The sequence below is a fragment of the Pseudomonas brenneri genome, from assembly GCF_007858285.1.
Classification (GTDB): Bacteria; Pseudomonadota; Gammaproteobacteria; order Pseudomonadales; family Pseudomonadaceae; genus Aquipseudomonas; species Aquipseudomonas brenneri.
This window is the reverse complement of sequence record NZ_VFIL01000003.1, coordinates 562,152-583,422: the sequence shown is the minus strand read 5'-3', so window position 1 is coordinate 583,422 and position 21,271 is coordinate 562,152. Positions and strand designations below refer to the sequence as shown.

Annotated in this window: 8 protein-coding genes; 4 read left to right on the top strand and 4 right to left on the bottom strand. The window is 63.5% G+C overall.

Annotated features, from left to right (window positions below; all coding sequences use genetic code 11):
- Positions 1–129: 129 nt before the first annotated feature.
- The gene (locus FJD34_RS09285; RefSeq protein ID WP_090291506.1) at positions 130–13,074 is read right to left on the bottom strand and encodes a non-ribosomal peptide synthetase; all 12,945 of its coding nucleotides are present in this window, start codon (positions 13,072–13,074) and stop codon (positions 130–132) included.
- A gap of 446 nt (positions 13,075–13,520) precedes the next feature.
- On the opposite strand from FJD34_RS09285, the gene FJD34_RS09280 reads away from it, so the two are divergent.
- A complete protein-coding gene (locus FJD34_RS09280; protein WP_029298131.1) occupies positions 13,521–14,072 on the top strand; it encodes an RNA polymerase factor sigma-70 in 552 nt (183 codons plus the stop codon).
- A 125-nt stretch (positions 14,073–14,197) separates the two neighbouring features.
- Here FJD34_RS09280 and FJD34_RS09275 read toward each other — a convergent pair whose 3' ends face one another.
- The 3 genes from FJD34_RS09275 to FJD34_RS09265 all read right to left on the bottom strand — a co-directional run bounded on the left by FJD34_RS09275 (position 14,198) and on the right by FJD34_RS09265 (position 16,810).
- Positions 14,198–15,211 (bottom strand): GNAT family N-acetyltransferase, encoded by a 1,014-nt coding sequence (locus tag FJD34_RS09275; RefSeq protein WP_032862759.1) that lies wholly within the window; start codon positions 15,209–15,211, stop codon positions 14,198–14,200.
- 80 nt (positions 15,212–15,291) lie between these two features.
- Positions 15,292–16,089 (bottom strand): substrate-binding periplasmic protein, encoded by a 798-nt coding sequence (locus FJD34_RS09270; RefSeq protein WP_032862760.1) that lies wholly within the window; start codon positions 16,087–16,089, stop codon positions 15,292–15,294.
- Between the two features lie 97 nt (positions 16,090–16,186).
- A complete protein-coding gene (locus FJD34_RS09265; protein WP_032862762.1) occupies positions 16,187–16,810 on the bottom strand; it encodes a TetR/AcrR family transcriptional regulator in 624 nt (207 codons plus the stop codon).
- Between the two features lie 157 nt (positions 16,811–16,967).
- On the opposite strand from FJD34_RS09265, the gene FJD34_RS09260 reads away from it, so the two are divergent.
- The 3 genes from FJD34_RS09260 to atuC are packed head-to-tail and all read left to right on the top strand — an operon-like array spanning position 16,968 to position 21,251.
- Positions 16,968–18,746, top strand: coding sequence for an acyclic terpene utilization AtuA family protein (locus tag FJD34_RS09260; protein ID WP_090291508.1), 1,779 nt, complete (start codon positions 16,968–16,970; stop codon positions 18,744–18,746).
- Positions 18,747–18,758: 12 nt separating this feature from the next.
- On the top strand, positions 18,759–19,631 hold the full coding sequence (locus FJD34_RS09255) for an SDR family oxidoreductase (protein ID WP_032862766.1): 873 nt from the start codon (positions 18,759–18,761) through the stop codon (positions 19,629–19,631).
- A gap of 3 nt (positions 19,632–19,634) precedes the next feature.
- On the top strand, positions 19,635–21,251 hold the full coding sequence (gene atuC, locus FJD34_RS09250; protein ID WP_065942572.1) for a geranyl-CoA carboxylase subunit beta: 1,617 nt from the start codon (positions 19,635–19,637) through the stop codon (positions 21,249–21,251).
- Positions 21,252–21,271 lie beyond the last annotated feature (20 nt).

Sequence of the window (21,271 nt, the reverse complement as noted above, 5' to 3'; positions counted from 1 at the left end):
CTGCTGGTATCTAGCCCCTGAAACGGGAAGTTTGCCTACTGTCAGAGTTGACAGTTCAGGCACTGCAAAAGCGCACAACAGACCAACGGCGTGCCGCCCGTGTCAGCCACGGGCGGCCCTTTCTCCGGCTTAAAGCCCCTCCAGTTCCGCCATCAGATCACTCAGCCGATCCACTGTCCCCGCACTGATTTCATTGGCCGCCAATCCGTCGATGTACGCCGCCAATTCCTCTACCGTGCTGCATTCGAACATCGCCCGCAGCGGCACATCGCGCTGCAGGGTTTTCTGCACCCGTGAGGCGATTTGCGTGGCCAGCAACGAATGCCCACCCAGTTCGAAGAAGTTGTCCAGCACCCCAACCTTGTCAACCTTCAGCACCTCGGCCCAGATCGTGGCCAGGGTCTGCTCCAGTTCGTTGCGCGGTGCCAGGTAGTCCTGGCTGTGCAACTGGCCGATCTCCAAGGCCGGTAGGGCCTTGCGGTCGAGTTTGCCGTTGGCGTTCAACGGCAGGCGGTCGAGCCACAGCCAGTGCAGTGGCACCATATATTCCGGCAGTTCGGCACGCAGGCGTTGCTTGATGCGGTCTAGGCGTTCGCCAGGGTTGAGGCTGGCATCACTGGCAACCAGATAGCCGACCAAGTGCTTACCGTTGACACCTTCCTGCACGCCGACGGCAGCATCACGCACCTCGGGCTGCTCATGCAGGCGGGCCTCGATTTCACCCAGTTCGATGCGGTAGCCGCGAATCTTCACCTGATGATCGATACGCCCGACATACTCCAGCACGCCGTCACTGCGCCGACGCGCCAGGTCGCCGGTGCGATACAAGCGCTCCCCCGGTGCACCAAACGGATCCGGCACAAACACCTGGGCGGTACGCAGCGGATCGCTGACATAACCGCGCCCCACTCCGGTGCCGGCCACGCACAGCTCACCGACCGCACCTTGCGGCACCAGCTCCAGCGCACCATCGAGCAGGTACAAGCGGTTGTTATCCGTCGGGGTACCAATCGGCAAGTAGGTGCCACGGGTCGAGGCCAGGTCGACACGGAAGAACGCCACGTCATCCGAGCATTCCGCCGGGCCGTAGGCATTGACCAGGCCGATATCCGGGTAACGTAACAACCACTGGTGTGCCAACTCCGGCGGCATTGCCTCGCCGGTCGGCAGCATCCAGCGCAGGCCATCCAGGCTGATACGGTCCTGGGCGAGCACGCCCTGGATCAGCGACGGCACGCTTTCCAGCACCGTGATGCCCTGGGCCTGGACATGGGCCAGCAAACCCTGCGGGTCATGGGCGATGGTATTGGGCACGATGTCCACCCGCGCGCCGAACAGCGGTGCGGCGAGGAACTGCCACACGGAAATATCGAAACTCTGGGACGCGGTCTGGGCGATCACATCCTGCTCGCTCAGTTGCAGGTACGGCACCTTGCTCAGTTGGTTGTTGAGCATGCCGCGCTGTTCGACCATCACGCCCTTGGGTAGCCCGGTGGAGCCGGAGGTGTAGATCACATAGGCGAGGTTGTCCGGGGCACTGTAGATCCCCAGGTTGGTGTGCTCACCTGCCAGCTCTTCCCACACCAGCAACTTCGGCCGCGCGCCGCAGGCAAAGTCTTCGAGCAATGCCTGCGCCTGTTCACGGCAGGCCTCGGTACACACCAGCAACGGTGTGCGGCTCAAGTCGATGATACGGCTCAGGCGCTGGGTCGGCAGACCCGGGTCGAGTGGCAGGTAACCGGCACCAGCCTTGAAGCTGCCGATGATCATGCCCAGCAGATCCAGGCCACGCTCGGCCAGCAGCGCCACCGGCTGATCCAGGCCGACACCCGCCGCGACCAGCGCATGGCCCAGGCGATTGCTGTGCTGGTTCAGCTCGGCATAAGTCCATTGCTGGTCCAGGCAACTGGCGGCAATGCGCTGCGGATGCTGTGCCACTTGCTCCTCGAACAGTGCGACGTAGCTGCGCTCCAGCGGGTAGTCATGGGCGCTCTGGTTACAGCCGTCCACCAGGAATTCACGCTCCTGCTCGCCAATCAGCGGCAGGTCGGCCATATCGCCATGGAAGCCCTGCACCAGCGCCAGCAGCAAGCGCTTGAACTCAGCGAGCATGCCTTGCACGGTGGTTTCATCGAAATAACGCTGGTCGTAGGACAGGTGCAGCCCCAGGTCATCGCCCGGGTAGCACACGGCTGTCAGCGGGAAGTTGGTGTGGGTGCGGCCCGAGTCCGAGGTGGCATTCAGGCTTTGCGCACGGTCCAGCACCGAGACTTCCACCGGGGCGTTTTCAAATACAAACAGGCTGTCGAACAGCGGCTGGCCCTTGGGCAGTTCGCTGTGTTCCTGGATCGTCACCAGCGGCAGGTACTCGTATTCGCGCAGTTGCATATTGCTGTCGAGCAACGCGCTCAGCCACTGGCGCACGCTGCACGGCTGATCGTCCTCGGGCAACTTGACCCGCAGGGCGATGCTGTTGATAAACAGGCCGACCGTGCGCTGCATCTGCGGCATGTCCACCGGGCGCCCGGCCACGGTGACGCCGAACAGCACGTCACGCTCACCGCTCAAGCGCCGCAGCACCAAGGCCCATGCCGCCTGGGCGAAGGTATTCACGGTCAACTGATGAGCCTGGGCCAGCTCGCGCAATTGCGCGCCGTCGCGTACATCCAGACGGGTGTAGCAATCACCCACCACCATGCCGCCACTATGGCCGGCGTGTTCGCGCATCAATGGCCGGTCGCTCGGAATGGGCGTGGTGCGCTCAAAGCCTTGCAGGTTCTGCTGCCACCACTGCCGCGCCTCGGCCAGGTTCTGGCGTTGCAGCCAGGCAATGTAGTCGCGATAACGTGGCGGCGCTGCCAACTGCGCCTCGCGGCCTTCACCCAATGCCATGTAGATATCGAAGAAGTCATTCATCAACAACGAGCGGCACCAGGCATCGATCAGAATGTGGTGGTTGCTCATCATGAACCAGTAGCGGGCTTCGCCGACGCGGATCAGGCGCAGGTGGAACGGCGCCTGGTTGAGCAGATCAAAACCGGCTTCGCGCTCATTTTTCAGCAACGCTTGCAGGCGTGGCTCCTGCTCGGTTTCAGGGACAGTACTCCAGTCCAGATACTCGATGGGCGTGCTGCCGGGCTTATGGATCACCTGCAACATGTCTTCGCCCACGTTCCAGCAGAACGACGCCCGCAAGGCTTCATGCCGGGCAATCACGGCTTTCCAGGCCAGGGCAAAGCGCTCGGGGTTGAGCTCGCTGTTGATGCGGTAGCGGTCCTGCATGTAGTACAGACCGGTGCCCGGCTCCAGCAGGGTATGCAACAGCAAACCCTCCTGCATCGGCGTCAGCGGGTACACGTCTTCGATGGCGCTGGCCGGCACTGGCAACGCGTCCAGTTGTGGCTGGGTCAGGTGCGCCAGCGGGAAATCGGACGGCGTCAGGCCGCCGGCATCATCGCTCAGGCAGTGGGCGATCAGGCTCTGCAACTCGCCCAGATAGGCCTCGGCCAGTTCGCTGATGGTCTGGTGGTCATGGCGCTCACGGCTGAAGGTCCAGCGCAGTACCAACTCGCCGCCGTACACCTGGCTGTCCACACTCAAGGCGTTGGGCAGCGGCGCATCCGGATCATGGGCCGGCCCGGCAGACGCTTCCAATGGATGGAACAGCGCCTGGCTATCAAAACTCTGGTCGAACTGCCCCAGGTAATTGAAGGTAATCGAAGCGCTCGGCAACGCGGCCATGGCCTGGCGACAGGTGCTGTCAGCCAGGTAGCGCAGCACGCCATAACCCAGGCCCTTGTGGGGCACCGCCCGCAGTTGCTCCTTGATCGCCTTGATCGACGCGCCCTGGCCACTGGCGTCTTCGATCTGCAGCGGGGTCAGGCGCAGCGGGTACGCGCTGGTGAACCAACCGACACTGCGGGTCAGGTCGATTTCATCGAACAGGGTTTCGCGGCCGTGGCCTTCCAATTGGATCAGCGTCGACTCGTGCCCGCTCCAGCGGCACAGCACGCGGGCCAGTGCGGTCAGCAACAGGTCGTTGACCTGGGTGCGGTAGGCACTCGGCGCCTGCTGCAGCAATTGGCGGGTGTGCTCGGCATCCAGGCGCACGCTGACGGTCTCGGCGTCGCGATTGCGCAGGCTGCCATGCGCGCGGTCCACCGGCAGTTCAACCGCCGGGCCGGCCAACTGTTGCTGCCATAGGCTCAGTTCTTCACGCAGGGATTCGCTGCTGGCATAGGCCTGCAAACGCGCGGCCCAGTCGCGTAACGCACTGGTCTTGGCCGGCAGGCTGACGGCCTGGCCGTCGCTCAATTGGCGATAGACGTTTTGCAGGTCTTCGAGCAATACACGCCAGGACACGCCGTCCACTACCAGGTGATGGATCGCGATCAGCAAGCGTTGCTGGCCAATCGGCCCGTCCACCAGCAAGGCGCGCAGCAGCGGGCCGTGTTCCAGGTCAAGGCTGCGCTGGGCATCGGCGAACAGCGCCTCGCACTGCTGCATATCCGTCACCTGGGCCAGCCACAACACCCCGCCTTCCGGCACCGCCAGATGCTCGGCATGCCATTGCGCGTCGCGCTGGGTGAAGCTCAGGCGCAAGGCGTCGTGGTGCTCCAGCACGGCCAACAGCGCCTGTTCAAGGCGATGCGGGTCCAGAGCCTGCACCGGCGCCAGCAACAAGGCCTGGTTCCAGTGCTGGCGCGCCGGGATGTCGCTGTCGAAGAACCAGTGCTGGATCGGCGTCATCCCCGAGGGCCCCGTCAATACACCCTGCTCGGCAGTGATCAGCTCACTGCGCGTGGCCACCGCTGCCAGAGCCTGCACGGTCTGGTGCTGGAACAGGTCGCGCGGGCTGAAGTGAATCCCCGCCTGCCGCGCCCGGCTGACCACCTGGATCGACAGGATCGAATCGCCGCCCAGCTCGAAGAAATTATCGTGCAATCCGACCTGCTGCACGTTGAGCACCGCACACCAGATCGCGGCGAGGCTCAGTTCCAGCTCATTGCTCGGCGCCACGTACTGCTGGCGGTTGGCTTCAGGGTCCGGTTGCGGCAGGGCACGGCGGTCGAGCTTGCCGTTGGCGGTCAGCGGCATGCTGTCCAGCACCATCAGGTGCGTGGGCACCATGTAGTCTGGCAATTGCGCCTTCAGGTGCGTCTTGAGCGCCTCGCGCAAGGCTGTGTGATCGCTGGCATCGCTGACCAGATACGCCGCCAGTTGCTTGCCACTCGGCGCGTCCAGGGCCAGGACTACGGCCTCACGGACCGCCTCATGCTCAAGCAGGCGGGTTTCGATCTCGCCCAGTTCGATGCGGAAACCCCGGATTTTCACCTGATGGTCGATCCGCCCCAAGTACTCCACCAAGCCATCGGCACGCTGGCGCACCAGATCGCCCGTGCGATAGAGCCGCCCGCCATCGGCATACGGGTCAGCCACAAAACGTTCGGCGGTCATGCCCGGACGCTGGTGATAACCCTGGGCCAGGCCCGCACCGCCGACGTACAACTCGCCAGTGGCACCTTGGGGTACCAGTGCCAGGTCGGCATCCAGAATATAGGCAACCCGCGCACCGATGATGCTGCCGATCGGCACGCTGCCAGCGCCCTCCTCCAGCACTTCGGGGGCCAGGCTGGCCAGGGGCATGACCACGGTTTCGGTCGGCCCGTAGGCGTTGAAAAACAGCGCCGGCTGGAATGCTGCGCGAATCCGCGCCAAATGCTCGCCGGTCAGGGCTTCGCCGCCGGTGATGCACATGCGCACCGGCAAGGTCTGGTTTTGCGTGGCGAGCCATTGCGCCAACTGGCTGCCATAGCTTGGGGTAAAGCCGAGGATAGTGATCCGGTGCTCACGGATCAGCCCGCAGATTTCTTCGGCATCCCATTGGCCCTGGGCGCGCAATACCACCTGCGCGCCGCTGAGCAGCGGCACCAGCAGGCGCTCGGTGGCGGCGTCGAAGTTGATCGAGTAGAAATGCAGTTCGCAATCGTCAGGGCGCATGCCAAACCGCCCGATCACCGCCTGGCAATGCATGGCGATCTCACCGTGGGACACCACCACGCCCTTGGGCTTGCCGGTAGAACCGGAGGTGTAGATCAGGTACGCCTGATGTTGCGCCAGGCTGATCGCCGGCAGGTCGCTGGCCGGGTAATTGGCGAGCACCGGCAGGTCATCTTCCAGGCACCAGCCACTGACGCTGGCAGGCAGTTCGCCCAAGGCATCGAACATCGCCGCATCGCTGAGCAACAGGCCGATACCACTGTCTTCAATCATGTAGTGCAGGCGGTCCAGCGGATATTCCGGGTCCAGCGGCACATAGGCGCCACCGGCCTTGAGAATCGCCAGCAGGCCGATGACCATTTCCAGGGAGCGCGGCAGCGCCAGGCCGACCCGCACCTGCGGGCCAACCCCACGCTCACGCAGCATCCAGGCCAGGCGATTGGCGCGGCTGTCCAGCTCGCGGTAGCTCAGGGTCTGGCCGGCAAAGGTCAGCGCCGGGGCATCGCCACGGGCCTGGACCTGCTGGCTGAACAGATGATGGATGCACTGGTCGAGACGGTGCTCGCCGGCCTCGATCCCGAGGCTGTCTTGCTGGGCACGCTGCTCATCGATCTGCAGCAGCGCCAGCTCGCTCAAACGCTGCTGCGGATCGGCGATCAGCGCCTCCAGCAGGTTGCACCAATGGGCCGCCATGCGTGCAATGCGCGGCTCGTCGAACAGGTCAGTGCTGTAGGTCAGGCAGCAACCCAGGCGATGGTCGAGGTCGGTGACTTCCAGGTTGAGGTCGAACTTGGTAGCACGCGCATCGTTGGCCAGGTATTCGACGGTCATTGCGGCCAGCTGTCGGCTTTGCTGGAACTCCCAGCGCTGCACGTTGCACATCACCTGGAACAGCGGGTTATACGCGGCACTGCGCGGTGGTTGCAGGGCTTCCACCAGATGATCGAACGGCAGGTCCTGATGGGACTGACCCTCGATCACGGTGTGGCGCACGTGCTCAAACAGCTCGCCGACACGCATCTGCCCATCGAGCTGGCAACGCAATACCTGGGTGTTGAGGAAGGCACCGATCAACCCTTCGCTTTCCGGGCGAATACGGTTGGCCACTGGCGCGCCGATACGCAGGTCGGTCTGGCCGCTGTAGCGGTAGAGCAGCGTCGCCAGGGTCGCGGTCATGGTCATGAACAGGGTCAGGCCATGCTCGGCATTGAACGCGCGAACCCTCGCGGCAAGGTCGTCACTGAGGTCAAAACGGTACAGCTCGCCCTGGTGACTTTGCACCGCCGGGCGTGGCCGATCGCTGGGCAATTCCAGCAGTGGATGCTCATTGCCCAGTTGCGCGGTCCAGTAGTCGAGCTGGCGCTGGCGCTCGCCGGCCTCCAGCCATTGGCGTTGCCACACGCTGTAGTCCAGGTACTGCACCGGCAGGGGTTCGAGCGGCGACTCACGCTCATCGATAAAGGCTTCATACAGCGCGCTGAGTTCACGGGCAAAGATGTCCATGGCCCAGCCTTCGGTGACGATATGGTGCAGGGTCAGCACCAGGTAATGCTCCTGGTCACCAGCCTTGACCAGGCAGGCGCGCAGCAACGGCCCGGTTTCCAGGTTGAACGGGCTGTGGGCTTCCTGGTCGGCCAGTTGCTGCAGACGCAGTTGGCGCTCGGCCTCGTTCAGGGCCGAAAAATCCTGCCAGCTCATGCGCACGCTGCTTTGCGCGGCGACTTTCTGCTGGGCCACGCCATCGATACTCGGGAACGTGGTCCGCAAGGTTTCATGACGCATGATCAAGGCTTGCAACGCCGCCTCGAAACGCCCCACATCCAGCACCCCGCGCAAGCGTGCCATGCCACCCACGTTATAGGCCGGGCTGTCCGGCTCCATTTGCCAGAGGAACCACATGCGCTGCTGGGAATAGGACAGTGGCACCGGCTGGCGGCGATCGACCTTGCCAATCGCGGTCTGCTGGTTACGCCGGCCGCTGGCCTGGATCTCGCGGACCTGCTCGGCAAAATCCCCCAACTCGCTGGCTTCGAACAAGGTGCGCAGCGGTAGCTCCACATCACAGGCCTGGCGTGTGCGGGAGATGATTTGCGTGGCCAGCAGCGAGTGGCCGCCAAGGGCGAAGAAATCGTCGCGCAGACCGATACGCGGCACACCCAACACCGTGCGCCAGATCCCGGCGATTTGCTGTTCCAGCGCGGTGTGCGGCTCCACATGCTCACGCACCTGCCACACCGGTTCCGGCAAGGCACGACGATCCACCTTGCCGCTGGGGCTCAGCGGCATGACATCGAGTTGTATCAGTTGCGCCGGCACCATGTACTCCGGCAACTCGGCGGCCAGGGCGGCTTTCACGTCCTGCTCAGCCTGCTCGCCGCTGGCGGTGTAGTAACCGATCAACTGCGCACCGCCAGCGGTGTCGCGGATCAGCACCACCGCCTGGGCAATGCCGTCTTGGGCCAACAGCCGCGCCTCGATTTCTTCCGGCTCGACGCGAAAGCCGCGCAGCTTGACCTGCTGGTCCAGGCGCCCGAGGTACTCCAGCACGCCATCGGCAGCCCAGCGCACGCGGTCGCCGGTGCGGTACAGGCGTGCGCCCGCCGCGCCCAGTGGGTCGGCGACAAAGCGCTCGGCCGTCAGCCCTGCACGCCCCAGATAACCACGCGCCAGGCCAATCCCGCCGATGCACAGCTCGCCCGGCACACCTGCCGGCAACAGGTTGAGTTGCTCGTCCAGCACCCTGCAAATCACGTTGCCCAGCGGCCGGCCAATCGGTGAGCGCTCTCCATCTGCGCGCTGACAGTGCCAATGAGTGACGTTGATCGCAGTTTCGGTCGGGCCATAGCGGTTGTGCAATTGCACCGCTGGCAGTTGCGCCAGGACCCGATTGCGCAACTCGGCGGGCAACGCTTCGCCACCGGAGAACACCCGGCGCAGGCTGCTGCACTCGGCCGCCAGCGGCTCATCGACAAACAGCTGCAACAGTGGCGGCACAAAATGCAGGGTGGTGACCCCATGTTCCTGCACCAACTGCGCAATGCGATGAGGGTCACGATGCTCGCCGGGGCCGGCCAGTACCAGGCGGCAACCGGTGATCAGCGGCCAGAAGCATTCCCACACCGACACGTCGAAACTGATCGGTGCCTTTTGCATCAGCACATCGCTTTCATCCAACGAGTAGGTGGCCTGCATCCATTGCAAACGCTCCGCCAGGGCGCCATGGGTGTTGCCCACGCCCTTGGGCTGGCCGGTGGAACCCGAGGTGTAGATCACATAGGCGAGGTTGTCGCCATTGAGGTGCAGGCCCGGCGCCTGGGTCGGCCAGCTGTCGAGCTTGAGGCTGTCCATGGCGATTACCGACACGCCCTCAGGCGCTGGCAACTGCGCCAACAGAGAGGTCTGGGTCAGCAGCAATTGCACGCCGCTGTCGGCCAGCATGTAGGCCAGGCGGTCGGCCGGGTAGTCCGGGTCCAGCGGCACGTAGGCGCCACCGGCCTTGAGAATTGCCAGCAAGCCGACCAGCAGTTGTGGCGAACGCTCGGCAGCAATCGCCACGCACACGTCCGGGCCGACACCTTTGTCACGCAGGTAATGGGCCAGGCGGTTGGCCTGGGTGTGCAGTTGGGCAAAGGTCAGGCTGGCGTCCTGCCAGACCAGGGCGGTGCGCTCGTCGTTATGCTGGTTGAGCTGCTCCGGCACCAGGCGCTGCGCCGGTGCGCACGGTGCCTCGCTCCAGGTGCGTTGCTGGGCATGCTCGTTGGCGCTCAGCAGCGGGATATCGCCCAGAGCCTGCTGTGGTTGCGCGCAGACGGCCTGCAACAGGCTGACCAAATGCGCGGCCAGACGCTGGATAGTACTGGCGTCGAACAGTTCGTCGGCGTAGTCGAATGACAGGTTCAGGCGCCCATTGCGGTCTTCTTCGCTGTGCAGTTGCAGGTCGAACTTGGCTTCGCGGCTATGCCATGGCAACTCCTCAGCGAGCAGGCCCGGCAGGCGGCGCAAGGCGCTAAGGTCGCGCTGCTGGTGGTTGAACATGACCTGGAACAGGCCCTGTTCGCGCGCCTGCGGGAAAGCTTCCAGCAGTTGCTCGAACGGCAAGTCCTGATGGGCCTGGGCCTCGGTGGCCGTCAGGCGGGTCGCCGCCAGCAGCTCGCTGAACGGCAGGCGCGCATCCACCTCGGCGCGCAGCACCAAGGTGTTGATAAAGAAGCCGATCAGGCCCTGGGTTTCGTGACGCCCACGGTTGGCGTTGGGCACGCCGATGCGGATATCGCGCTGGCCGCTGTAGCGGTGCAACAGGCTCTGGAATGCCGCCAGTAACAGTACGAATGGCGTGGCCTGGTGGGCCTGGGCAGTCTGGCGGATGGCTGCGCCGAGATCCGCATCCAGACGCACGCTGTAGCGCGAAGCGCTGTGCCGTTGCTGGGTCGAACGCGGGTGATCGGTGGCCAGGCTCAGGGTGGGATGTTCGTCACCCAGTTGCTGCTGCCAGTAGGCCAATTGGCGCTGGCCTTCGCCTTCGGCCAGCCATTGGCGCTGCCAACTGCCGTAGTCGGCGTACTGCACGGCCAGGGCTGGTAACTCGATGGCCTGGCCTTGGGACGCGGCGGCGTAGAGGCGCGAGAATTCATCGATCAATACATTCAGCGACCAGCCGTCAGCGATGATGTGGTGCATCGTCACCAGCAACTGGTGATCCTCATCGTCCAGGCGAACTAGCGTGACCCACAGCAGCGGGCCCTGCTCCAGGTCGAACTGGGTGCGTGCCTCGTCCTCGCGGACCTGTGCGGCGCGGGCTTCGCGCTCGGCCACGGGCAAGTCGCGCAGGTCGATGACTTGCACGGCAAACTCGCGCTGGGCATCGACACACTGCATGCCCTGGCCGTCGCGCTCATAAAAACGCGTACGCAGCGCTTCGTGGCGCTGGATCAGTTGCGCGAAGCTTGCATGCAGCGCGTCTTCATCCAGCTCGCCGCGCAGGCGCAATGCACCGGGGATGGTGTAGGCGCTGCTCTGTCGGTCCAACTGCCAGGTGATCCACAGGCGGTTCTGCGCCAGGGATTGCGGCATATCCTGCTGGCGTGACAAGGTGCTGATTGCGCCCTGGGCCACACCACCGTCCTGCTGCAATTGCCCGACGCTGGCGGCAAAATCAGCCAGCACCGGGGCCTCGAACAACAGGCGCAGATTGAGCTCCAGACCCAGGACCTCGCGCAGGCGGGCAACCACCTGGGTGGCACTGATGGAGTTGCCGCCGAGCAAGAAGAAGTGATCATCACCAGCCACCTGTTCCACCTGCAACTGCTCACACCAGATCGCGGCGATCTGCTGTTGCAGCCCTGACACCAAGGCCTCATCACCCGCCTGCACCTGCAGGTCGGGGAACTGCGCGTAGCTGTCGAGGCTGCCATCGGCCAGGCGAGTGCGGCAGGCCGAACGCTGGACCTTGCCACTGGAGGTTTTCGGCAGCGCGCCGGGGTTAAGCAGCACCACCACGCACGGCGCCTCTTGATAGGCCTCGGCCACCGCCTGGCGGATGGCCTTGATCAGGGCTTCGGGCGGCAGGATCTTCTGCACGCTGCGGCTGATCTCTGCGGCAATGCCAATCCCTTCCAGGCCCTGGTCATTCACCGCAAACGCCGCGACACGGCCCTTGCGCACCACTTCCACTTCGCGCTCGACGGTTTGCTCGATGTCCTGCGGGTACAGGTTATGGCCACGCACGATCAGCAGGTCCTTGAGGCGCCCGGTGATAAACACCTCGCCGTCGCGCATAAAGCCCAGGTCTCCAGTGCGCAGCCAGGTGCGACCGGCATGCTGCACGAAGGTCTTGGCCGTGGCTTCGGGGTTGCGCCAGTAGCCGTGGGCAATGCTCGGGCCGGTGGCCCAGATTTCGCCGACGCAGTTGTCGGCCAGTTCAGCCAGGGTATGGGGCTCGACGATCAGCACCCCATGCTCGGGCTGGCGGGTGCCGCAGCTCATGATCGCACTGCCCTGCCCCGGCTCCGCCCGGTTGGCGGCCAGCGCCTGTTCGTCCACACGCAAGGCCGGTATGCCCTGGCCACGGGTGCCGCCGGCGACAAACAAAGTCGCCTCGGCCAGCCCGTAGGAGGCAAAGAAGTTGTTCGGGGTAAAGCCACAGCCGGCGAATTTCTCGGCGAAACGCTCCAGGGTGTCCAGGCGGATCGGCTCGGAGCCGGAATAAGCCACGCGCCAATGACTCAGGTCGAGGCGCGCAAGGGCCGAGTCGCTGACCCGCTCACTGCACAGGCGGTAGGCGAAGTCCGGGCCACCGCTGATGGTCCCGCGGTATTGGCTGATCGCTTCCAGCCAGCGCAAGGGCCGGCCGAGGAAGTACCCCGGCGACATCAGCACGCACGGCACGCCACTGAAGATCGGTTGCAGCAGGCCGCCAATCAGGCCCATGTCGTGGTACAGCGGCAGCCAGCTGACAATCACGTCATCGGGGTTGAGGTCGATGCCAAAGCCACGGCGGATCAGCAGTTCGTTGGCCACCAGGTTGCCGTGGGTGACTTGCACGCCCTTTGGTAAGGCGGTGGAACCGGAGGTGTATTGCAGGAAGGCGATGTCGTCATCTTGCAGGTTTGGTGCGACCCAGCCTGCGGCAATGTCACTGTGCAACTCATCCACGCAGAGCAAGGGTGGCGCCTCCTGGATCTGCCCCAGCGAGTCGCGCAAACCGCTACTGGTCAGCAACAGCCTTGGCTCGGCATCGGCAATGATCGACAGCAACCGCTCCTGGTGATGGCGACGGGTCGACTCCGGCGGATAGGCCGGTACCGCGATGACCCCGGCGTACAGGCAGCCAAAAAACGCCGCGACATAATCCGGGCCGCTGGGGAACAGCAGCACCGCACGCTCGCCCAGCCCGGCCGAGGCCTGCAGGGCGGCGGCGATGGTGCGGGCGCGCAGGTCCAGGTCACGGTAGCTGAGCACTACGGTGTCGTCGGCAGACTCGGCCAGAAAGCGCAGGGCCACTTGGTCCGGGGTCTGCGCGGCACGGCGCTGGAGGGACTGGACCAGAGTGCGGGGAAGTTCGAAGGCGTCCATCATGAGGGGTTCCTGCCTGAAATCGGCTTACGGGGAAATCGGGGATAGAGGGCGTGGGCGCGTGGCGACGTGTTCAGCCGGTCGCCAGGGCCGCTCGTCGCGCAGCACCATGGTGCCTGCGGGTCGATGTGCTCATCTCAGACCACCCTTGCCTGGAACGCTGGGTTCTCGCGATACAAACGCATGTCGTCCTCCTCCGGGTGCAAATCCTTGGCCGGCGTGCTGGCTGGCCTGTCACCAATGAGAACGGATGGCCCGACAAAATAATTAGTCAGCAGGCCCAGGCCCACACACAAAGAGAAGCACCTCACAATTTATATTTCGGAATAAGATTAATCCTACTTCTCATTTGACAATCATTATCATTAAGAATAATTTGTTGCCCGATATGTAGGAGGCCTCAGCAGGGATGCCCTCCACTAAAACCTTATTGCAGCAAGGTGATTTCCATGACGGAACAAGTATCCACAAGCAGGTGCGATTCACCGTTACTCCAGGCGTTTGTCGATAATCGACTGATCCTGGTCAAGATCGCGGCGCGCATTACCGGCTGCCGTTCCCGCGCCGAAGACGTGGTGCAGGACGCCTACTTCAGACTGCAATCGGCACCGCAGATCACCTCATCGTTCAAGGCGCAACTGAGCTATCTGTTCCAGATCGTGCGCAACCTGGCTATCGACCACTACCGTAAACAGGCCCTGGAACTGAAATACTCCGGGACGGAAGAGGAAGGCTTGAATGTGGTTATTCATGGCGCTTCACCCGAAACCTCGCATATCAATTTTTCCACCCTGGAAAACATCGCCGACGCCCTGACCGAGTTGCCCCAGCGCACGCGCTACGCGTTCGAGATGTACCGCCTGCATGGCGTGCCGCAGAAGGACATTGCCAAGGAACTGGGCGTGTCGCCGACCCTGGTCAACTTCATGATCCGCGATGCGTTGGTGCACTGCCGTAAGGTTTCGGGGACGCATAGCGATACCTTTGCCCGACGCGTCTGAACACCACGCGTGTGGGAGCGGGCTTGCTCGCGAAGGCGGTGTATCAGCCAACGAATCAATTGACTGACAAACCGCCTTCGCGAGCAAGCCCGCTCTCACATTTGATATTCGTTGCCCTGTAGCGCTCAGACCAACCCACACCGCTCAAAAAACCGCTCCCGCCCCAGGATCATCAGCGCCGCACGCTTGTGGGGGAAATCGAATTCCTTCTCGCAGTGGAAACACTGGTTCTGCATATGCCCGATCATCTTCGCATTGTCGGCTCGCGGTTCCGCCACCACGCGCTGGGTGCGCGGGTCGTCGAGGAACAGGTAGTGCACCAGCGCCGACAGCCAGCTGGCAACCTTGTGCGGCCCACGATGATGCTCCTCCCCCACCAGCATATGGATACCCCGGTCGTAATCGTCCGCATCATAGAACGGCGCGATGCGGTCTTCCTTGGCCCAATACGCCTCAAAATAGGCAAAGGGCTCATCGTCGAGACAGCCGATCAGCGTCAGGGTATGCGGGTCGGCGTCCAGCTTCGTCAAGTAGTCGCGATGCTGCTCCAGGCTGCCGCTTTCCTGCCAGAAGTTGGCGACACGCGCGCTGTTCTGCCAGCGATTGAAGCGAGCCAGGTCGACATCGATCTCCAGCGTGCGCAGTGAGATCCACGCACCCAGGCGTGCATCGAAACGTCGATAGACTTCACCGCGCGGCTTGGGCGCACGCACCGGATGGCGCTTGCCGTTGCTGATAATCATCTGTTGCGGATAGGCATCATTCAACGGCTGGCCCAACCACGGCTGCGGCAATTGCCAGAACAGGGTGCGCTCGCAACGCAACTGCCCCACCACGTCGGTGGCCAGCAGCAGGCCGCTGCGCAGGGCCTCGTCAGGGGTGTGCTCCAGGTGCCAGGTCAGTTGCTGGCGCTCGGGTTCCCGGGCAAACAGCCAGTAACACGCCGCCCACAAGGCTTGCACCGAAGGAACCTCAGCGGGGTTTTGCAGATACACGTCCAGTGCATCGCCGCGCTCCAGGCGCAGGCGCACCAACGGCTGGCCTGCAAGGGTCAGGGTCAGGCGGCTATCGCTTTCGTCTGCGTTCAGGGTGGGCCCTGCCGGAAGTGGCAGGACTGACAAATCATTGGGATTAGGCATGGAAGGGGCTCACGGTAATCGTCGACAGTTAGACGAAGTGACGTGAGCCAACAGCAAAAATTTAAGCGCCGTTACCGGGATCAGGGCGCATCCGCTACCGGCAGCACATCAATGCGGTACGGTTCGAAGATCTTCAGCAACTCGCCACTGTCGCGCAGGCCCTTGAGCAACTCGGCAAACGCCGGGCCACTGATCGCGGCCTTGGGCCGTAGCAATGCGTAGTGGTGGTAGACCTGGTCAATGCGTTCGGACACCAGGAACTGCCCGGCAGTGTCGGCATTGCGCACCATGAAGTCGCTGAGGTAGGAGCGCGTCACCAGGGCAATATCCGCACGGCCACGGGTCACCATCAGCAAGTTGCTGTCATGGGAATAGGTCAACGTGGCATTGAACTGCGCGGCCATGGCCTTGGGGTCGGGGTTGAAGCTGGCAAAGGCGTAGTGGTAGCCGCTGAACACTGCCAGGCGCTTGCCCTTGAGTTCAGCGAAATACCCCTGGTCGCGACCGGACTGGCGCTGGGCAACAAAAATTTCGGCGTCCTCCAGGCCCATGTCGACGCTGGTATGGGGAATATCCTGCCACCCCCACTGCGGGTTCTCGAAGATAGCCATGTCGACCCGGCCTTGTTCGAAATCACGAAAACGCCGGGGGATGGACGTCGGCACCAGTACGAACTGGTACTCGGTCTGCGCACGATTCAGCGCCTCCAGCAGTTGCGGCAGCAATCCGGTGTCGGCGCCCTGCTCCGGGCGCACGGTGTACGGCGGAAAATGCGCGGCACCGATCCGCACCAACTGGGCCGCCGAAACTTGCGCCTGCCACAGGGTGCCCATTGCCAATACTGTAAGTCCCGCAGCCAGCCGCAATGGCGAAAACATCAGGCACGCACCGTTCAAATCTGAATCTCGCTAAGCTAGGCGTTTTTGTCTGGAGAGACAACTTTCGACCCGACAATAAATGGCTTGCACTCCAGGCCTAATCAGCCTTGAGAACCATCAGCAACGCCTCATCAGCCAATTGTTCGAGGGTCATGCTGCCCTGGGCGCGAAACCAGGTCGTGGTCCAGGACAACGCCCCGGTCAGAAAACGCCGGGTGATAAACACATCGCCCTTGATATAACCCGCCTGCTTGGCCTCGCCCAGCACCTGCAGCCAGATATCTTCGTAGACATCACGCAACGCCAGCACCTGGGCCTGCCCTTCTGCCGACAGCGAACGCCATTCATACACCAGCACGGCCATGGCTTCGCCGCTGCCGCCCATGATCGACTGCAACTCACAGCGAATCAGCGCCAGCACCCGCTCGCGTACGTTGCTCGCTTCGGCCAGGGAGGCGTGCATCAGCGCGGTGTTGTAGTGGATGGTTTCTTCCATCACCGCCCGCAGGATTTCATCCTTGCTCTTGAAGTGATGAAAGATGCTGCCGGACTGGATCCCCACGGCACTGGCCAGGTCACGCACGGTGGTGCGTTCAAAGCCCTTGTTGCGAAACAGGTGAGCCGCGGTCTGCAGCAGCTTGCCCCGGGCGCTGTCGGGGTCGGTCAGTTGCCCGCCGTCCACCATGGTGCGCATCACCTCCAGGGCTTTTTGCTCATCCATGCTGCTCTCCTCAACTACTTTGATTGCGTCATGGCCGGCAATTTAGGCCGTGACAGCCACCCAAGCAAGCGCTTGGGCAAAAGTTATGAGCAGAGTTTACAAACCAAGCGCTTGCTTGGTAGTCTCGACCCAGCGATTTTCCAGAGAAGGACGTCCCATGGACAAGACCGTTCGTATCGGCTGCGCCAGTGCATTCTGGGGCGACACCTGCACCGCCGCCGCGCAGTTGGTGCACGGCGGCACCCTGGATTACCTGGTGTTCGACTACCTGGCGGAGGTCACCCTGTCGATCCTCGCCGGGGCGCGGATGAAGGATCCCCAGGCCGGCTACGCGACGGACTTTGTCGAAGTGCTTGCGCCATTGCTCGCCGATATCCAGCGCCAGGGCATCCGCGTGATCAGTAACGCCGGCGGCATCCACCCCCAGGCCTGCGCCGCGGCATTGCAGGCTGTCTGCGACCAGGCACGGGTGCCGCTGAAAATCGCCGTGGTGCTGGGCGACGACCTGCAACCGCAGTTCAAGCAACTGCAGGGCATCAGCGATATGTTCAGCGGCGCGCCGTTGCCGGCGATGTGTGTGTCGACCAATGCCTACCTCGGCGCGCCGGGCATCGTCCAGGCCCTGCAACTGGGCGCCGATATCGTCATCACCGGGCGCGTAGTGGACAGCGCGGTGGTCAGCGCGGCCCTGGTGCATGAGTTCAACTGGTCGTGGCAGGACTACGACCGACTGGCCCAGGCCGCGCTGGCCGGGCATATCATCGAATGCGGCGCGCAGTGCACCGGCGGTAACTTCACCGATTGGCGCGAGGTGCCGGACTACGAGCACATCGGCTTCCCGATTGTCGACGTCAGCGCCGACGGCCAGTTCACCGTCAGCAAGGCACCGGGCACAGGCGGGTTGATCAGCGAACTGAGCGTCGCCGAACAACTGCTGTATGAAATTGGCGACCCCCGCGCCTATTTGCTGCCGGATGTGATCTGCGACTTCAGCCAGGTCACACTGGAGCAACAAGGCGAAAACCGCGTGCGCCTGCACGGCGCTAAAGGCCTGGCGCCGACCGATCAGTACAAAGTCAGTGCCACCTACCCCGACGGTTTTCGCTGCACCGCCAGTTGCCTGCTGGCCGGCATGGATGCGGTGGCCAAGGCCGAGCGGGTCAGCCAGGCGATCATCAACAAAACCTCGCAACTGTTCAGCCAGCGCGGCTGGGCGCCCTACACCGAGGTCAATATTGAATTGCTCGGCAGCGAAGCCACCTACGGCGCCCACGCCCGGCGCCAGGATTGCCGCGAGGTGGTGCTCAAACTGGCGGTGCGTCACCCGAGCAAACAAGCACTGGTGCTGTTCGCCCGGGAAATTGCCCAGGCCGCCACCGGCATGGCGCCGGGCCTGACCGGCATCGTTGGCGGCAGACCCACCGTGTATCCGCTGATCCGCCTGTTTTCGTTCCTGATCGATAAGCGCGCCTGCACCTTGAGCGTCGACTTCCAGGGCCAGTCCCACCCCTGCGAACTGCCTGCCACAGCGGCCCTGGGCACGCCCCACACACCGCTCGACCCGCCCAAGCCCGAAGGCCGCGCCGATGCCAGCGTGCCCTTGGTCAAACTGGCCGTGGCGCGCTCCGGTGACAAGGGCAATCACAGCAATATCGGGGTAATCGCACGCCGCCCCGAATACTTGCCATGGATCGCTGAGGCGTTGACGCCCGAGGTGATCGTCGACTGGATGAGCCACGTCCTCGACCCACTGCATGGGCGCGTGGAACGCTGGTACCTGCCCGGCAGCCACAGCCTCAATTTCCTCCTCGAAAATGCCCTGGGCGGCGGCGGTATCGCCAGCCTGCGCATCGACCCACAGGGCAAGGCCTTCGCCCAGCAACTGCTGGAAATACCGATTGCCGTGCCCCGCCACCTCGCCGATCAACTCAACTAAGGGACTCTCGCCGTGGCCTTCGACTCGATCTTCAAAGCCGACCTGTTCCTGGGGCAGACCATTATCGTCACCGGTGGCGGCAGTGGCATCGGCCGCTGCACCGCCCATGAACTGGCAGCCCTCGGCGCCCATGTGGTGCTGGTGGGGCGCAAGCCGGAAAAACTCCAAGGTGTCGCCCAGGAGATCAGCGATGACGGTGGCCGCGCCAGTTGGCAGGCCTGCGATATTCGCGATGAAGAAGCGGTCAAGGCGCTGGTCAGCCAGATCATCGAAGCACACGGGCCAATCCACGGCCTGGTGAACAACGCCGGTGGCCAATACCCCTCGCCCCTGGCGTCGATCAATCAAAAAGGCTTTGAAACGGTGCTGCGCACCAACCTGGTGGGCGGTTTCCTGATGGCGCGGGAAGTGTTCAATCAATCGATGAGCAAGCACGGCGGCACCATCGTCAACATGCTGGCCGATATGTGGGGCGGCATGCCTGGCATGGGCCACTCCGGCGCGGCGCGCTCGGGGATGGACAACTTCACCAAGACCGCCGCGTTCGAGTGGGGCTACGCCGGGGTGCGGGTCAACGCCGTGGCGCCAGGCTGGATCGCCTCCAGCGGCATGGACACCTACGAAGGTGCGTTCAAGGCCGTGATCCCGACCCTGCGCGAGCATGTACCGCTCAAGCGCATTGGCACCGAATCGGAAGTCAGCGCAGCGATTGTGTTCCTGCTCAGCCCCGCCGCCGCGTTCGTCAGCGGCAGCACCTTGCGCATCGACGGCGCCGCCAGCCTGGGCAGCCGCGCCTGGCCGCTGCACAAGGCCCAACCGCCGAGCCCATCCTTCAATGGTTTTCACCGCGCCTACCTGCCAGATGTGCTCAAGGAGGGCCAATAAACCATGCCGGTCATCGACTCGCTACTCGACGCCCACCACCCGCAGTTCGCACAGAACCGCGAGGCCATGCTCACGGCCATCAACCACTTGCGCCAACTGGAACAGAACCTGTTGGACAAGGCCGCCGAAGCCAAGGGCAAGTTCGACAAACGCGGCCAACTGCTGCCCCGCGAACGCCTGAACCTGTTGCTAGACCCCGGCGCGCCCTTCCTCGAACTGGCGAGCCTGGCCGGCTACAAATTGCACGATGACAAGGACGGCAGCGCCGCCGGTGGCGGCTTGATTGCCGGTATTGGCTATGTCAGCGGCGTGCGCATGCTGGTGGTGGCCAATAACAGTGCGATCAAGGGTGGGACGATCTCGCCATCGGGCCTGAAAAAATCCCTGCGCCTGCAACAGATCGCCATGGAAAACAAACTGCCGGTGGTGACGCTGGCCGAAAGCGGCGGCGCCAACCTCAACTACGCCGCCGAGATTTTCGTCGAAGGTGCGCGCAGCTTTGCCAACCAGGCACGGATGTCGGCCATGGGCCTGCCGCAGATCACCGTAGTCCACGGTTCGGCCACCGCTGGCGGTGCCTATCAGCCAGGACTTTCGGATTACGTGGTGGTAGTGCGCGGCAAAGCCAAGCTGTTTCTGGCCGGCCCACCGTTGCTCAAGGCGGCCACTGGTGAAGTGGCGACGGATGAAGAGCTGGGCGGCGCCCAGATGCATGCGCAAACCGCCGGCACCGCCGAATACCTGGCGCAAAATGATGCCGATGGCGTGCGCATCGTGCGCGAGATTGTCAGCCTATTGCCGTGGGACGATCGGCTGCCGCCCCAGCCGGTGCGGGCCTACGCTGAGCCGTTGTATCCGATTGAAGAGTTGCTGGGCCTGATCCCCGACGACCCGAAAAAGCCCTACGACGTACGAGAAATCATCGCGCGCATCGCCGACGGCTCCAACTTTCTCGAATTCAAGGGCGAATACGATCCCCACACCGTCTGCGGCCACTTGCAGATCCAGGGCCGCGCCTGCGGGTTTATCGGCAACAACGGCCCAATCACCCCCAAGGGCGCGAGCAAGGCCGCGCAGTTTATCCAGCTGTGCGACCAGAGCCAGACCCCGCTGCTGTTCTTCCACAACACCACCGGTTTTATGGTCGGCACCGAATCCGAACAACAAGGGGTGATCAAGCACGGCGCGAAGATGATCCAGGCGGTGGCCAATGCCCGCGTGCCCAAGCTGACTGTGGTGGTCGGCGGATCCTACGGCGCCGGCAACTATGCGATGTGCGGCCGCGGCCTGGACCCGCGCTTTATCTTTGCCTGGCCCAACAGCCGCACCGCCGTGATGGGCGGCGCCCAGGCCGGCAAAGTGCTGCGCATTGTCACCGAGGCCAAGCAATTGAAAGACGGCCTGGTGCCCGATCCCAAGATGCTCGACATGCTCGAACAGGTCACCGCACAGAAACTCGATAGCCAGTCCACGGCCCTGTATGGCAGCGCCAACCTGTGGGACGACGGGCTGATTGACCCACGGGACACCCGCACCTTGCTGGGTTACCTGCTGGATATCTGCCAAGAGGCCCAGGTGCGCCAATTGCAACCCAACAGCTTCGGCGCCGCGCGCTTTTAACGATCAGGAGAACAATAAAA